This window comes from Streptomyces sp. NPDC107575, from assembly GCF_055657265.1.
Genome location: NZ_JBVKBG010000003.1, coordinates 1133357 through 1149370 on the forward strand (window position 1 = coordinate 1133357; position 16014 = coordinate 1149370).

Consider the following 16014-nt stretch of genomic DNA (forward strand, 5'->3'; position numbering starts at 1 on the left):
CCTCACGTCGAGGAGCCGACCTCGACGGGCTCCCCCAGGAAGGTCCGCCACAAGGTGGCGTACTTGCCGTTCAGTGACAGGAGTTCGTCGTGCGTGCCATCCTCGGCGACGCGGCCGTGATCCATCACGATCACGCGGTCCGCGCGGGCCGCCGTCGTCAGGCGGTGGGCGACGACCAGGGTGGTGCGCTTGCCGGAGATGCGGTCCGTGGCCTGGTTGACCTGGGCCTCGGTGGCGAGGTCGAGGGCGGCGGTCGCCTCGTCGAGCAGGAGGATGTCCGGGTCGACGAGCTCGGCGCGGGCCAGGGCGATCAACTGCCGCTGCCCCGCGGAGAGGTTGCGGCCGCGCTCGGCGACCTCGTGGAGGTAGCCCCCGTCGAGCGTCGCGATCATCTCGTGCGCGCCGACGGCCCGCGCCGCCGCCTCCACCTCGGCGTCGCTCGCCCCGGGGCGGCCGTACGCGATGGCGTCGCGGACCGTGCCGGGGAAGAGGTACGCCTCCTGCGGGACGACGCCGAGCCGGTGCCGGTACTCGGTGAGGTCGAGTTCCCGCAGGTCGATGCCGTCGGCGGTGACCCGGCCCGCCGTCGGGTCGTAGAACCGGGCGACGAGCTTGACCAGCGTCGACTTGCCCGCGCCCGTCTCGCCGACGAACGCGACGGTCTGGCCCGCGGGGATGCGCAGGTCCACATCGCTCAGGGCCACCTCGCCGTCGCCGTACGCGAAGTCCACGTTCTCGAAGGCGATCTCGCCGCGCAGCGCCGGCACCTCGCGGGGCCGCTCGGCGTTCTTCGTCGACGTCGGCTCCCGCAGCAGCTCCTGGATGCGGCCGAGCGAGACGGTGGCCTGCTGGTACCCGTCGAAGACCTGGGAGAGCTGCTGCACGGGTGCGAAGAACAGGTCGATGTAGAGGAGGTACGCGACGAGCGCGCCCGTCGTCAGGGTGCCCGCGTCGACCCGGTGCGCGCCGACCGCGAGGACGGCCGCCGTGGCCACCGCCGACAGGAGCTGCACGAACGGGAAGTACACGGAGATCAGCCACTGGCCGCGGATGCGCGCCTTGCGGTAACTGGTGCTGCCCGCCGCGAACTTCTCGCCGCCGTCCTTCTCGCGCCGGAAGGCCTGCACGATCCGCAGCCCCGCCACCGTCTCCTGGAGGTCGGCGTTCACGACGGAGATCCGCTCGCGCGCCAGCTCGTACGCCTTGACGCTGGAGCGCCGGAAGAAGAACGTCCCGATGATCAGCGGCGGCAGCGTCGCGAAGACGACGAGCGCGAGCTGTACGTCGATCACAAGGAGCGCGACCATGATCCCGAAGAACGTGACGAGCGAGACGAAGGCCGTGACGAGGCCCGTCTGGAGGAACGTCGAGAGCGCGTCGACGTCCGTCGTCATGCGGGTCATGATGCGGCCCGTCAGCTCCCGCTCGTAGTAGTCGAGCCCGAGCCGCTGGAGCTGGGAGAAGATCTTGAGGCGGAGCGAGTAGAGGACCCGCTCACCGGTGCGCCCCGTCATCCGCGTCTCGCCGAACTGCGCGGCCCACTGCGCGAGCACGGCGCCGAGCGCCAGCGCGGACGCCGCCCACACGGCGCCGATGGCGAGCTGCGAGACGCCCTCGTCGATGCCGTGCCGGATCAGGATCGGCAGCAGCAGACCCATGCCCGCGTCGACGGCGACGAGCGCGAGGCTGATCAGCAGCGGCGCCCCGAACCCGCGCAGGAGGCGGCGCAGCCCGTACGACTCCTCGGGCGTGACGGCCCGCGCCTCGTCGATGTCGGGGGTGTCGGTGGCCGGCGGCAGCGCGTCGACCTGCGCGAGGAGTTCCGGGGTCGCGGGGGTCCCGGCGAGCGCGGCGTCCCGCGGCTCCCGGTCGCCCGTCCACAGCCTGGGGGTGACGCCGCGCTCGGCGTCGAACTCGGCGTCCAGCTCCTCGCGTACGGAGGTGTCCTCCACCGGCTCCCCGGCGGCGGGCGCGGTGTGGCCGGGCGAGACGCCGCCCAGCTCGTCGGGGTCGGTGAGCAGCCGCCGGTACAGCGGCGAGGACGCCTCCAGCTCCTCGTGCGTGCCGATCGCGGCGAGCCGTCCGCCGTCGAGCACGGCGATCCGGTCGGCGAGGCCGAGGGTGGAGCGGCGGTGCGCGATGAGCAGCGTCGTGCGGCCCGCCATCACGTGGCTGAGCGCCTCGTGGATCTCGTGCTCGACGCGGGCGTCCACGGCGGACGTCGCGTCGTCGAGGACGAGGAGGCGGGGGTCGGTGAGGATGGCGCGGGCGAGCGCGACGCGCTGGCGCTGGCCGCCGGAGAGCGTGAGCCCGTGCTCGCCGACCTTGGTGTCGTAGCCGTCGGGCAGCGCGCTGATGAACCCGTGGGCCTGCGCGGCGCGCGCGGCCGTCTCGATCTGCTCCTGTGTCGCCTCCGGGAACCCGTACGCGATGTTGGTGCCCACGGAGTCGGAGAACAGGAAGGAGTCCTCGGGGACGAGCCCGATCGCGGACCGCAGCGACGCCGTCGTCAGCTCGCGCACGTCGTGGCCGCCGACGAGGACGGCGCCGTGCGTGGCGTCGTAGAAGCGCGGGAGCAGCAGGGAGACGGTGGACTTGCCGGAGCCGGAGGAGCCGACGACGGCAAGGGTCTCACCGGCCCTGATCTCGAAGGAGAGGCCGTCGAGGACGGGGTGCTCGGCGTCCGAGTACGTGAAGGACACGTCGTCGAACTCGACGGTCGCGGGGGCGTCCGCCGGGAGTTCCTTGGTGCCTTCGACGAGGCTCGGCTCGGTGTCGATCAGTTCGAGGACGCGCTCCACGCCGGCGCGGGCCTGCTGCCCCACGGTGAGCACGACGGCGAGCATCCGGACGGGGCCGACGAGCTGCGCGAGGTACGAGGAGAACGCGACGAAGGTGCCGAGCGTGACCTGCCCGCGCACCGCGAGCCAGCCGCCGAGGGCCAGCATGGCGACCTGCCCGAGGGCGGGCACGGCCTGGAGGGCCGGGGTGAACTTCGAGTTCAGCCGGACGGTGCGAAGGCGCCCCGCGAAGAGCCTGCGGCCGACCGTCCTGAGCTTCCCGGTCTCCTGCTCCTCCTGCCCGAAGCCCTTCACGACGCGGACGCCGCTCACCGACCCGTCGACGACCCCGGCCACGGCGGCGGCCTGCGCCTGCGCGTACCAGGTGGCGGGGTGCAGCCGGGAGCGGCTGCGCCTGGCGATGAACCAGATGGCGGGGGCGACGGCGAGGGCGACCAGGGTCAGCGGCGGCGACAGCCACGCCATGATCACCAGGGAGATGAGGAACAGCAGGACGTTCCCGATGGTCATCGGGAGCATGAAGAGCAGGCTCTGGATCAGCTGGAGGTCGCTGGTGGCGCGCCCGACGACCTGGCCGGTCGACAGCTCGTCCTGGCGGCGGCCGTCGAGCCGGGTGATCGAGCCGTACATCTCGGTGCGCAGGTCGTGCTGGACGTCGAGGGCGAGCCGGCCGCCGTAGTAGCGGCGGACGAACGCGAGGACGTAGACGATCACGGCCGCCCCTATGAGGGCGCCCGCCCAGACGGCCATGGACCGGGAGTGGGTCCCGATCACGTCGTCGATGATCACCTTCGTGATCAGCGGTACGAGCGCCATGACGCCCATGCCGCCGAGCGAGGCCCCGAGCGCGAGGACGACGTCCTTGGGGTACCGCCACGCGTACCCGGCCAGCCGTTTCGCCCAGCCCCGTTGTTCCGCCACGCCGTGCCGCCTCCCGCTCGCTTGACCTCTCGCCCTGAGCTGCCGAAGGGCCAACGCGACCAGGAGCGGATTTCATCCCGCTGTAACAATCCGCCCGGATCAGCGCCCGGACACGGTCAGTGAGTAGAAACGGGTGATCTGGTTCGCGCTCTGGTTGTCATCGCTGGCCAGGAGCAGGCGCAGCGCGCCGTGCGGGCCACGCCCCGTGACCGTCATCGCCTCGATGTTGTCGAGCAGCGGGTTGGGCTGCGGCTGGTGGGCGGGCGCGCCGAGCGACGGGCAGTGCGCCAGGTCGGCGAGGAGCGTCTTGTGGGCGAGGCGGGTGCCGGGGCCGATGGTCTCCATGCCGGAGGTGTCGGCGGCGCCGCGCAGGTCGGCGGCGTAGAGGCGGACGGTGTTCCCGACGCCTGCGGTGAAGCCGCGTTCCAGGACGAGGAGGCGGCCGTCGGGGGCCGCGGTGACCTCGGAGATGCCGAGGTTCGGGTCGGTGCGGTAGCCGTACTGGGCGGCGGACGCGAAGGAGCCGGTGGGCGTGCGCCGCCAGGTCTGGAGCCGGTTGGCGTCGTCGCCGGTGAGCGGGGACTCCATGGAGGCGAGGAGGGTGCGTAGGCCGGGCAGCAGGGTCAGGCCCTCGAAGGAGGCGTTGGCGCGGGCCCTGGCGGTGAGCGGCTCCGGGACCGGGAGGCGGTCGAGGATCCGGGCGCCCGAGCGGTCGTAGCGGCGGATCGAGGGCTCGGTCTCGGACGTGACGAGGTACGTGCCGTCGCGGTCGACGACCAGGCCCTCGGAGTCGAGCGCGGCCCCCTTCTCGTCGGCGAGCCGTGCGACGGAGCGCGGCGCGAGGGTCTTCCCGTCGAGCGTGAACAGGGACGAGCGGTCGGAGAGCGCGGCGATCCTGCCGCCCCGGTCGGCGGCGAGCGCGGAGATGTTGCCGACGAAGGTGCCCTCGTACGTCGTCTTGTCGAGGGCGTCGGAGTAGCCGGTGACCGAGACGGAGCGGGAGCAGTTCCCGGCGGCCCCGGCGGCGTGCGCCGGTCCCGAAACCGTCAGGCAGGCGGCCGACAGGGCGGCGAGGGCGAGCACGGAACGTACTGATCTGCGCGACATGGGGTCACGGTAGGGCGCGGGCGGCGACGCCGGGGCGGACTTCCCGTGAACGATTCGGGCCCCCGGCCGCATCCACAGGTGTCACCCAGCTTCACCACAGCCCACCCCCACCGGCGCCGTGCACCGTGCACTGGTGACCTCCATGACCGATACGCATTCCGACGCACCCGCACCTCCTCCGCCGGTGGAACCGCCGGCCGAGCGCCGCACGCCGCGCTGGTCACTGCCCGCGCTGCTCGCGATCCTCGTGCTCGCCGGGGTGCTGTACGCCTGGAACCTGTCCTCGTCCGGCCTCAACAGCTTCTACAGCGCCGCCGTCTACAGCGGCACCCAGAGCTGGAAGGCCTGGTTCTTCGGCTCCATCGACGCGGGCAACTTCCTGACCGTGGACAAGCCGCCCCTCTCGCTGATGACGATGGGCCTCTCCTGCCGGATCCTCGGCTTCGGCACCTGGCAGATGATGCTGCCGCAGATCGCGGCCGGGCTCGGCACGATCTGGATCCTGCACTCGTCCGTGAAGCGGGTGTGGGGACACGCGGCCGCCGCGATCGCCGCGCTGGTCCTGGCGCTGACCCCGATCACCGTCGCCATCAACCGCGACAACAACCCGGACACCCTCCTCGTCCTGCTGATGGTGGGCGGCGCGGCCCTCGCGCTGCGCGCCACCCGCGACGGACGGCTGCTGCCGCTGCTCGCCTCCGCGGCGTGCTTCGGGCTCGCGTTCAACACGAAGATGCTGCAGGGCTACATCGCGCTGCCGGCGGTCTTCGCCGTGTACGTGTACGCGTCCCACCTGGGCTGGGCGAAGAAGGCGCGCAACCTGGTGCTCGCGGCCGTGGTGCTCGTGGTCTCCAGCTTCTGGTGGGCCACGGCGGTCTCGCTGGTCCCGGCCGACGAGCGCCCGTACATCGGCGGCTCGACGGACGGCTCCGCCTGGGACCTGATCATGGGCTACAACGGCCTGGGCCGGATCCTCGGCGGCGAGGGCAACGGCGGGGGCGGTGGCGGCGGAGGCGGCGGCTTCTCCGGCACGGCGGGCCTCGGCCGGCTCTTCAACGACACGCTCGGCGGGCAGATCTCCTGGCTGATCCCGTTCGCGGTGATCGCCCTGGTCGGCGGCCTGGTGCTGCGCGGCCGCGCCCCGCGCACCGACCTCACGCGCGCCGCGCTGGTGCTGTGGGGCGGCTGGCTGGTGCTGCACTACGTCACGTTCGCGACGGCCGAGGGCACCATGCACCCGTACTACACGACCGCGGTCGCCCCGGGCATCGCGGCGCTGTGCGGGGGCGGCGGCGTGATGCTGCTGCGCGCGTTCCGCACGGACAAGCGGTGGGCGTGGGTGCTGCCCGTGGCGCTCGGCGTCACCGGGATCTGGGCGGTCGTGCTGCTGCGCCGCGCCTCCGGCTGGAACGGCTGGCTGTGGCCGGTGGTCGCGCTCGTCATGGCGCTCGCGATCGCGGGGCTGCTCGTCCTCCGTACGTCGACGGGCCGCCGGCTGCGGCTGCTCGCGGTGGCCGTGGCGGCTGCCGTGGTCGCGTCGGTGGCGGGCCCGGCGGCGTACTCCTTCGCGGAGCCCTTCTCCTCCGGAGCGGGCGGTGGCATGGGCGGCACGAACCCGACGGCGGGGCCGACGACGGGTGGCGGCATGGGCGGTCCCGGTGGGGGCCGGGGCGGCTTCCCGGGCGGCGGCGAGATGCCGGGCGGGGGCTCGCGGCAGGGCGGCTCCCAGCAGGGCGGCGGTTCGCAGCAAGGCGGCGGCGAGATGCCCGAGGGCGGCTCGATGCCCGGCGGTGGCGAGATGCCGGGCGGTGGCCAGGCTCCCGAGGGCGGCTTCCCCGGTGGCGGCTCCCCGGAAGGCGGCTCTCCGCAGGGCGGCGGCGAGATGCCCGGCGGCCAGGAGTCCGGCTCCGGCTCCGGCAAGCAGGAATCCGGCCGGCGCGGCGGAGCCATGCGCGGCGGCATGGGCGGCAACGTCGACAGCGACCTGATCTCGTACCTGGAGAAGCACCAGGACGGCGCCAAGTGGCTGCTCGCGGTGTCCAATTCGCAGTCCGCGGCCCAGATCATCCTCAGCACGAAGAAGCCGGTCATCTCCATGTACGGCTTCACGGGCTCGGACAAGGGCATGACCGTCGCCAAGCTCGAGAAGCTGGTGAAGAGCGGCCAGTTGCACTACATCCAGGTCGGCGAGGGCGGCATGGGCGGCCCCATGGGCGGCGGCAGCGACGTCAGCTCCGCGGTCACCAAGTGGGTGAAGAAGCACGGCACGGCGGTGAAGTCGAGCGAGTACAGCAAGAAGTCCAGCGACTCGACCGACTCCCAGTCGCTGTACCGCCTCGACCCGTCCGACGTGAACTGATCCCACAACTCGACGCACCACAAGGGCCCTTGGCAGCCGGTCAGGGGCCCTTGTCGTCACAGGATCGACGCCTGGCATTCACCCAATCCATACGTGTTCATGTCACGCTCCGTTCCACCAATCAACCCGCGTAGAACGGACGGACACCCCACATGCCCGGAATCCCCATACGCACCTTCGCCCTCACCACCGCGGCCGTCCTGGCCGCCCTCGCCCTCCCCACGGCGGCGACGGCGAACCCGGCCCCCGTGACCACCGCCGCGTACGACGACACGTACTACCAGGACGCCGAGGGCAAGACCGGCGCCGAGCTCAAGAGCGCGCTGCACACGATCATCAGCGACCAGACGAAGCTCTCCTACGACGCGGTCTGGGACGCCCTGAAGACCACCGACCAGGACCCGGCCAACAGCTCCAACGTGATCCTGCTGTACAGCGGCACCTCACGCGCGAAGTCCGCCAACGGCGGCGACAGCGGGGACTGGAACCGCGAGCACGTCTGGGCCAAGTCCCACGGCGACTTCGGCACCGCGACAGGACCCGGCACCGACCTGCACCACCTGCGCCCCGAGGACGTCACGGTCAACTCGATCCGCGGCAACAAGGACTTCGACAACGGCGGCAGCGAGGTCGCGAACGGCGGCGGCAGCCTCACCGACGACGACTCGTTCGAGCCGCGCGACGCCGTCAAGGGCGACGTCGCGCGGATGATCCTCTACATGGCGGTCCGCTACGAGGGCGACGACTCCTTCGCCGACCTCGAACCCAACGACTCCGTGGACAACGGCAGCGCGCCGAACATCGGCAAGCTCTCCGTCCTGAAGAAGTGGAGCGACGAGGACCCGCCGGACGCCTTCGAGCAGAACCGCAACGACGTCATCTTCGACACCTACCAGCACAACCGGAACCCGTTCATCGACCACCCGGAGTGGGTCGGGTCGATCTGGTAGGTGCCCTCCGCGTCAGCCCAGATGGGTAGGCGCGAACATCCTGAGCAGCGCCGGGAGCACCACCACGCGCGGCCCCGGCGCCGCGAAGGCCTCGGCCAGGTCGTCCTTGAGCGTCTCCGGGGTCGTCCGCACCCCGGGGACGCCGAAGGACTCGGCGAGCGCCACGAAGTCGGGGCGGGCCAGTTCCGTCGCGGTCGCCTCGCCGAAGGCGTCGGTCATGTACTCGCGCAGGATGCCGTAGCCGCCGTCGTCGACGATCAGCCAGGTGACGTTCAGGTCGTACTGCTTCGCCGTGGCCAGTTCGGCGATGGAGTACATGGCGCCGCCGTCGCCGGAGACCGCGAGGACGGGTGTGGTCGGGTCGGCAGCGGCCGCGCCCAGCGCCGCCGGGAACCCGTAGCCGAGGCCGCCGGCGCCCTGTGCCGAGTGCATGGCGCCGGGCCACGCCGACCACGCCCAGTAGGCGAGGATCGTCATGTCCCAGAAGGACGGGGAAGCGGCCGGGAGCGCCTCGCGCACCGACGCCAACACGCCCTGTTCCAGGGTGAGTTCCTGCGCGTCGATCCGTTCCCGTACGGCCTTCAGGACCGCGGCGACGCGCGCGGGCGCCTCGGCGTCGGGGCGCTCGGCGACCGTCTCGGCGAGGGCCTGGAGCGCGAGGCGTGCGTCCGCGTGGATGCCGAGGGCCGGGTGGTTGGACTCCAGCTTCCCGGCGTCGGCCTCGATCTGGATGACGCGGCCGCGCGGCTTGAACGTGTGGTAGTTCGAGGAGAGTTCACCGAGTCCCGAGCCGACGACGAGCAGGACGTCGGCGTCCTCCAGGAAGTCCGTCGTGTGCCGGTCCTCCATCCAGGACTGGAGCGAGAGCGGGTGCTCCCAGGGGAAGGCGCCCTTGCCGCCGAAGGTGGAGACGACGGGCGCGTTGATCCGCTCGGCGAGCGCGCGCAGCTTGCCCGTCGCGTCCGCGCGGACGACGCCGCCGCCCGCGATGATCGCCGGACGTTCGGCGCGAGCGAGCAAGTCGGCCGCCACGGCCGTGAGTTCGGGACGCGGCACGAGGTCGTGCGGGGTCGCGTCCACGCCCGTGACGACCGGCAGGATCGTCTCGGCGAGCAGCACGTCCTGCGGGATCTCCACCCACACCGGTCCGTGCGGGGCGCTCAGCGCCGACTCCCAGGCCGCGGCGATCGCCGACGGGATCTGGGACTGCGTACGGACGGTGTGGACGGACTTGACCACGTCCCGGAACGAGGCCTGCTGGTCGCGGAGTTCGTGCAGGTAGCCGTGGCGGCCACCGCCGAGCCCCGCGACCGGGATCTGGCTGCCGATCGCGAGCACCGGGGCTGAGGCCGCGGCCGCCTCCTGGAGCGCGGCGAGCGACATCAGCGAGCCGGGCCCGGTGGAGAGCAGCAGCGGCGCCACCTCTCCCGTGACCCGGCCGTACGCGTCCGCCGCGAATCCGGCGTTGTTCTCGACGCGCAGCCCCACGTACCTGAGCGACGACCGGCGCAGCGCGTCGAACATGCCGAGCGCGTGCTGCCCCGGCAGACCGAAGACGGTGGACGCGCCGAGCCCGTGCAGGGTCTCGACGACGAGGTCACCGCCCTTGCGGCCGGCGGGCGGGTTGAGCGCCGCCTCGGTCTGCTCCGGGGTGGGCGTCAGTTCCAGGTCGTGGTCGTGCGTCACTTGGTGCCCGTCTCCTTCTGAGCGCGTAGGTCTTACGCGCGTGCGTCGGCGATCTGGCGGGACATGATCGTCGTCAGCTCGTACGCGGTGTGCGAGGCGGCGACGGACGTGATCTCCGCGTGGTCGTACGCGGGCGCCACCTCGACGACGTCCGCGGACACCAGGTTGCACGAAGAAAGGCCGCGAAGAATCTCGAGCAGCTCGCGGGAGGTCATGCCGCCCGCCTCCGGCGTACCGGTGCCGGGCGCGTGCGCCGGGTCGAGGCAGTCGATGTCGATGGAGATGTACAGCGGGCGGTCGCCGATGCGCTGGCGGAGCTGGTCGGCGACCTCGTCGGCGCCGCGCCGGTAGACGTCGGCGGAGGTGACGATGCCGAAGCCGAGCTTCTCGTCCTCGGTGAGGTCGGAGCGGCCGTACAGCGGGCCGCGGGTGCCGACGTGGGAGAGGGCGGAGGTGTCGAGGATGCCCTCCTCGACGGCGCGGCGGAACGGGGTGCCGTGCGTGTACTCGGCGCCGAAGTACGTGTCCCATGTGTCGAGGTGCGCGTCGAAGTGCAGCAGCGCGACCGGGCCGTGCTTCTTGGCGACCGAGCGGAGCAGCGGCAGCGCGATGGTGTGGTCGCCGCCGAGCGTCATCATGCGGGCGCCGGAGCCGAGCAGATCGTCCGCGGCGGCCTCGATGGTGTCGACGGCCTCGTTGATGTTGAACGGGTTGGCCGCGATGTCACCGGCGTCCGCGACCTGGGCGAGCGCGAACGGGGACGCGTCCTGCGCCGGGTTGTACGGGCGCAGGAGGCGGGAGGCCTCGCGGATGGCGTTGCCGCCGAAGCGGGCGCCGGGCCGGTAGGAGACACCGGTGTCGAAGGGGACGCCGACGACCGCGACATCGGCGGCGTCCACCTCGTCGAGCCGGGGCAGGCGGGCGAACGTCGCCGGGCCCGCGTAGCGCGGGACGCGGGAGGAGTCGACCGGTCCGACGGCGCCCGTGGGGCCGTTGGGAACGCGGGGCGTCTCGTTGCTGTTCATTGCGCGCATGCCTTCTTTCCTACGAGGGTTACTGCGGTGCTGCTGTTTACTGCGCCGCGGCGGGGGCCGGCTCGGGCGCCTCGGCGCCGCGCCCTGCGAGCCGCTCGCGCCAGTTGGCGAGGACGGCGGCGTCGGTGGGCCGGGTGGCCAGGGAGACGGCCACGTAGACGACGAGTGACGCGACGAGGCCGTAGTACACGGGCTCGTTGGCGAGGATGCCGTAGCGCCACATCGCGCCGATGACGGTGAGGCCGCCGACGGTGACGGCGGCGAGGGCGCCGTTGACGTTGCCGCGCTTCCAGAGCAGCCCGCCGAGGATGGGCACGAGCAGCCCGCCGACGAGCAGGTTGTAGGCGACGGTCAGCGCCTCGACGACGTTGTTGAGGAGGACCGAGATGACGATCGCGACGATGCCGAGGCCCAGGATGAACATCCGGTTGCCCTTCACCTCGTCGTGCTCGTCCTCCACGGACACCTCGGCCTTCACTCCGCGCAGCCGCTTCCAGATGTCGTTGTTGGCGACGGTGGCGCAGGCGATGAGCGCTCCGGAGGACGTCGACATGACGGCCGCGAGGGCGGCGGCGAGGACGAGCCCGCGGATGCCGACGGGCAGCTCGTCCTTGACGATCTGCGCGAACGCCTCGTCGGCCTGGCCGAGGCCCTTCGGGTACAGGACCTTGGCCGCCGTGCCGATGACCGCGCCGCCGATCGCGTAGAGCAGGCAGTAGACGCCGGAGACGGTGCCGCCCCAGCGGGCCACCTTGTCGTTGCGGGCGGTGAAGACGCGCTGCCAGATGTCCTGGCCGATGAGCATGCCGAACGTGTAGATCAGCACGTACGTGAAGATCGTCTCGCCGCCGATGCCCAGCGGGTCGAAGTACGAGGTGGGGAGCTGGGCCTTCATCTCGCTGAAGCCACCGGCCTTGATGACCGCGACGGGCAGCAGGATGATCAGCACGCCGATGGTCTTCACGACGAACTGCACCATGTCGGTGATGGTGATCGACCACATGCCGCCGAGCGTCGAGTAGGCGACGACGATGGTGCCGCCGACGACGATCGCGAGGGTGCGCGGCACGTCGAAGAGCACGTCGAAGATCGTCGCGTACGCGATGGTGGACGTGACGACCAGCATCAGCGTGTACGCCCACATCACGATGCCGGAGATCATCCCGGCGCGGCCGCCGCCGTAGCGCAGGTCGAGCATCTCGGAGACCGTGTAGACCTTCAGCCGGGCGATGCGCGCCGAGAAGAAGAGCGACAGGGCGAGGATGCCGAGGCCGATGGTGAACACCATCCAGGCGCCCGACAGGCCGTACTGGTAGCCGAGGCCGACGCCGCCGATGGTGGAGGCGCCGCCGAGCACGACAGCGGCCATGGTCCCGGAGTACATGGCGGGGCCGAGGCGCCGTCCTGCGACCAGGAAGTCGCTCTTGGACTTGGCGCGGCGCATGCCCCACCAGCCCATGGCCAGCATGCCTGCCAGGTAGACGACGATCACGATGTAGTCGACGGCCATGGGGCTGTCCTCCTTCGTCCACCTCGGTGGCGTGTCGTGCAAGGGAGTGTGTCCGGCTGTGGAGCCCCTGCTGGGCCCCTGGGGGTGTCGGGGACATCCGCCCGTACCCGCACCCACCGGTCGGAAGAAATCTAGGTGGCCGAAAAGCGGCGCTGAAGTGTACGTTTCATCCACTGTCCAGGATCAGAGCAGAGGAATCGTCCACAGGTGACCGTGACCGCACCCCCCACACAGGGCATTCCGCTCGCCGCGGTGCTCGCCCGCGCCGACCTGGGCCTTCGCCAGATCGCGGGGCCCGCGGCGGCGGACGTCCTCGTGCACGGGGCGCACACCTCGGAGCTGACGGACCCGGAGCCGTACCTGCTGGGCGGCGAGCTGCTGCTCACGGCGGGCGTGCACGCGCCCGCCGCGCCCGTCGACGGCTACTTCGAGGAGTACGCGGAGCGGGTCGCGCGGGGCGGCGCGGTGGCGCTCGGCTTCGGTGTGACGCCGGTCTTCGACACGGTGCCGCCGGAGCTGGTCGCGGCCTGCGAGCGGCGCGGGATCCCGCTCGTCGAGGTCCCTCCGCGGACCACGTTCAGCGGCATCGCGCGCGCCGTCTGGGAGCTGATGGCGCAGGCCAGGAACGCGGAGCTGCGCCGGGTGACGGAGGCTCAGCAGGCGCTGGCCTCGGCGGCGGCCAGGCCCGACCCGCTGCCCTCCGTCCTTCGCCAACTCGCCCAGCGGACCGGCGGGTTCGCGGTGGCCGTCACGCCGGAGGGCGACGAGCCGCACCACGCGGGGGCGCGCCCGCCGCGCGCCGTGAGCGAGGCGCTGGCCGAGCTGACGGCGGTGGTCCGCCCGCACGCCACGCACCTCTTCCCCACCCCGTCGTCGGCAGCGGACACGGTGGGCGGCACGCATCTGTCGGCGTACGCGCTGAGCACGGGCGGCGCGCTCGGCCTCGCGACGCGGGTCCGCTCGCCGGGCGACCACACGATCGCGGGGGCGGCGGTGGTCCTGCTCTCGCTCCTCACGGGCGAGCACCGCTCGACGGGTGACACGCGCCGTGCGGCGACCCTGGTGGACCTCCTCCTCGGGGCGGACCGCGCGGACGCGGCGACGGAACTCCTCGGCGCGGACACCACGTGGCGCGTGATCCACGCCCGCCCGCTGTCGCCCCGCCCGGCCCCGGACCTGGCGACGCCCCTGACCGCCACCTCCACCTCCCCCGACGACCCGCTCACCCGCGCCCTCGTTCCGTCCGACCAGGACGTCACGCCGCACGCGGGCCACGTGCTCGGGGTCAGCGCCCCGGCGCTCCCCCGGGACCTGCCGCTCGCCGACGCGCAGGCGGCCCACGCGCTCACCCGCGCCCGGGCGACCCGCAGCCCGCTGGCCCACCACCGCCCGGACGACACCCCGGCGCCGACCCTCGCCGCGCTGTCCGACAAGCCGGCCCTCCTGGAGACCCTGCGCACCTGGCTCTCCCTGCACGGCAGTTGGGAGAGCACGGCCCTGGCCCTGTCGATCCACCGCAACACGGTCCGCCAGCGCATCGCCCGCTGCGCCACACTCCTGGACACGGACCTCGACGACCCGGACACCCGCATGGAGCTGTGGTTCGCACTGCGCCGGCCGCGCTGACGGTGTGACCGTCGTTCCACTCCCCGGAACCGATCACCGCCGCGCGGCGGCCCCCTGCACAATGGGCTCATGCCGATACCCGGATTGCCCAGCGACGTCCCGACCCGTGCCGCCCTGATCAAGCACCTCGTCCGCACGCGCATCGCGGGCGACGTGGCAACGCCCCGCGAGAACAACCTTTCGCACTACCGAAAGCTCGCGAACGGCGACCGCCACTACTGGCTGGGCCTGGAACTCGGCGACCGCTGGACGGACGAGGCCGACGTGCTCGCCGTCATGGCCGAACGCTGCGGGGTCGTGCCCGACGCGGCGCACCGCTCGGGCCAGGACACGATCGACCCCGAGCTGACGGTCGACGCCCTGGACCGCATGGCGGCGCGCCTGCGCAAGGCGGCGGAGGACAACCAGCGGGTCCTGTTCGCCACGGGGCACCCGGGCGGTCTCCTGGACGTCCACCGCGCGACGGCGGCCGCCCTGCGCGCGGCGGGCTGCGAGATCATGACGATCCCCGAGGGGCTTGCCACGGACGAGGGCATGGTCTTCCAGTTCGCGGACGTGGCGATGCTGGAGCGCGGTGCGACGCTGTGGCACACGCACTCCCCCGACCCCATGGCTGCGATCCTCGACGGCCTCGCCCGCGAGGGCCGCGCGCTGCCGGACCTGGTCGTCGCCGACCACGGCTGGGCGGGCTGCGCGGCGCAGCGGGGCCTGGACTCCGTCGGTTACGCGGACTGCAACGACCCGGCGCTCTTCGTGGGCGAGGCCGAGGGCACGATGCAGGTGACGATCCCCTTGGACGACCACGTCACAAGCCCCCGCCACTACGACCCGCTGACGGCTTACCTCCTCGACGCGGCGGGCCTCGTTTAGCCCCAGCGCCGGTCGAGCATGTCAAGCCCCTGCGGCGATTGAGCAGCGGGGTCCGGGGCAGAGCCCCGAGTCGTCAACCACGGCGCCGCCTCAAAAGACATGGGGCTCTGCCCCATACCCCGCTCCTCAATCGCCGGAGGGGCTTGAATTGCTCACCACGGATTGAGCCCCTCCGTGCGGCGCGCCGCGAACCCCGGGGTCGGGTCCAAAAACACTCGCCGCACCGCAGGAAACCGCTCCCGAATCCGCCGCGAGGCGTCCTCGCACGCCCACTCGATCTGCGCCGCGGTGGACGCATCCCGAAAATCGACCTTCGCCGCGACCAACGCCTCCCGCGGCCCCTGCACCAACGTCGTCAGCTCGAGCACCGCCTCGACGTGCGCGACCCCGAGCACGATCTCCCGGATCTCGTCCCGGAAGGGCTTCGGCAACGGCCGCCCCACCAACAGCTCCGCATTGGACCGCCCGAGCACCCACGCCACCCACAACAGCAGCAACCCGATGCACAGGGACGCCACCCCGTCCCACGCCCCCGACCCGGTGAGCTGCGAGCCGAGCAGCCCGCCGCCCGCGAGCAGCAGGCCGGCAAGGGCCGCACTGTCCTCCAGTACGACCGCCTTCACCGCCGTGTCGGGCGTGTGCCGCAGATACGTACCGAAGGGCACCCGCACCCGGGTCGCCTCGCCCCGCGCCTGCTTCACGGCGGTCCGCAGCGAGAACCCCTCCAGCACGAAGGCGACACCCAGCACCACGTACGACACGACGGGGTTGCCCAGCTCCTCGCCCACGACGAGCGTGTGGATCCCGTCGTACAGGGAGAAGACCGCGCCGCCCACGAACGTGGCGACGGCCGCGAGCAGCGCCCACACGTACCGCTCGCCCCCGTAGCCGAGCGGATGCTCCTCGTCGGCGGGCTTGTCGCTGCGCTTCAGGGAGGCGAGCAGCAGCAGTTCGGTGACGGTGTCGGCGAAGGAGTGCGCGGCCTCGGAGAGCATCGCGCTGGAGCCGCTGATGACACCGGCGACGGCCTTCGCGAGGGCGATGCCCAGGTTGGCCGCCGCGGCGACGAGCACCGTGAAGACGCTCTCCCCGCCCGCTTCTTCCGTGCCGCCCGCACCGTCGTCCACCCGTACATCCATGTACGGGACGT

10 protein-coding genes are annotated in these 16014 nt (G+C 72.2%); 4 read left to right on the forward strand and 6 right to left on the reverse strand.

What is annotated here, in order from left to right; genetic code table 11:
* Positions 1 to 2: 2 nt before the first annotated feature.
* On the reverse strand, positions 3 to 3722 hold the full coding sequence (locus tag ACZ7L4_RS18315; RefSeq protein WP_472103644.1) for an ABC transporter ATP-binding protein: 3720 nt from the start codon (positions 3720 to 3722) through the stop codon (positions 3 to 5).
* A 99-nt stretch (positions 3723 to 3821) separates the two neighbouring features.
* The gene (locus tag ACZ7L4_RS18320) at positions 3822 to 4829 is read right to left on the reverse strand and encodes an esterase-like activity of phytase family protein (protein ID WP_472103646.1); all 1008 of its coding nucleotides are present in this window, start codon (positions 4827 to 4829) and stop codon (positions 3822 to 3824) included.
* A 133-nt stretch (positions 4830 to 4962) separates the two neighbouring features.
* On the opposite strand from ACZ7L4_RS18320, the gene ACZ7L4_RS18325 reads away from it, so the two are divergent.
* On the forward strand, positions 4963 to 7188 hold the full coding sequence (locus ACZ7L4_RS18325) for a mannosyltransferase YkcB-related protein (RefSeq protein ID WP_472103648.1): 2226 nt from the start codon (positions 4963 to 4965) through the stop codon (positions 7186 to 7188).
* A gap of 152 nt (positions 7189 to 7340) precedes the next feature.
* The gene (locus ACZ7L4_RS18330) at positions 7341 to 8138 is read left to right on the forward strand and encodes an endonuclease I family protein (protein ID WP_472103650.1); all 798 of its coding nucleotides are present in this window, start codon (positions 7341 to 7343) and stop codon (positions 8136 to 8138) included.
* A 12-nt stretch (positions 8139 to 8150) separates the two neighbouring features.
* Here the strand turns inward: ACZ7L4_RS18330 and ACZ7L4_RS18335 are convergent, their stop codons facing one another.
* From ACZ7L4_RS18335 to ACZ7L4_RS18345, 3 genes are read right to left on the reverse strand one after another with little or no spacing between them, the layout of a single operon-like run.
* Positions 8151 to 9824: a thiamine pyrophosphate-binding protein gene (locus tag ACZ7L4_RS18335; protein ID WP_472103652.1), complete on the reverse strand. Its 1674-nt coding sequence runs from the start codon at positions 9822 to 9824 to the stop codon at positions 8151 to 8153.
* 32 nt (positions 9825 to 9856) lie between these two features.
* Positions 9857 to 10849, reverse strand: a complete 993-nt coding sequence (speB, locus tag ACZ7L4_RS18340; protein ID WP_326015080.1) for an agmatinase — start codon at positions 10847 to 10849, stop codon at positions 9857 to 9859.
* A 46-nt stretch (positions 10850 to 10895) separates the two neighbouring features.
* Entirely contained in the window at positions 10896 to 12368 is a 1473-nt protein-coding gene (locus ACZ7L4_RS18345) for a sodium:solute symporter family protein (RefSeq protein WP_472103655.1), read from the reverse strand.
* 213 nt (positions 12369 to 12581) lie between these two features.
* Between ACZ7L4_RS18345 and ACZ7L4_RS18350 the strand changes: the two genes are divergently transcribed.
* Both ACZ7L4_RS18350 and ACZ7L4_RS18355 read left to right on the forward strand, forming a co-directional pair.
* Positions 12582 to 13994, forward strand: coding sequence for a PucR family transcriptional regulator (locus tag ACZ7L4_RS18350; protein WP_472103657.1), 1413 nt, complete (start codon positions 12582 to 12584; stop codon positions 13992 to 13994).
* 69 nt (positions 13995 to 14063) lie between these two features.
* Positions 14064 to 14864 carry a phosphatase gene (locus ACZ7L4_RS18355; protein WP_450814281.1) on the forward strand — a complete coding sequence of 267 codons (801 nt, stop codon included), beginning with the start codon at positions 14064 to 14066 and terminating at the stop codon, positions 14862 to 14864.
* Positions 14865 to 15016: 152 nt separating this feature from the next.
* On the opposite strand, the gene ACZ7L4_RS18360 is transcribed toward ACZ7L4_RS18355, so the two are convergent.
* Entirely contained in the window at positions 15017 to 16003 is a 987-nt protein-coding gene (locus ACZ7L4_RS18360) for a cation diffusion facilitator family transporter (RefSeq protein WP_472103659.1), read from the reverse strand.
* Positions 16004 to 16014: the final 11 nt, after the last annotated feature.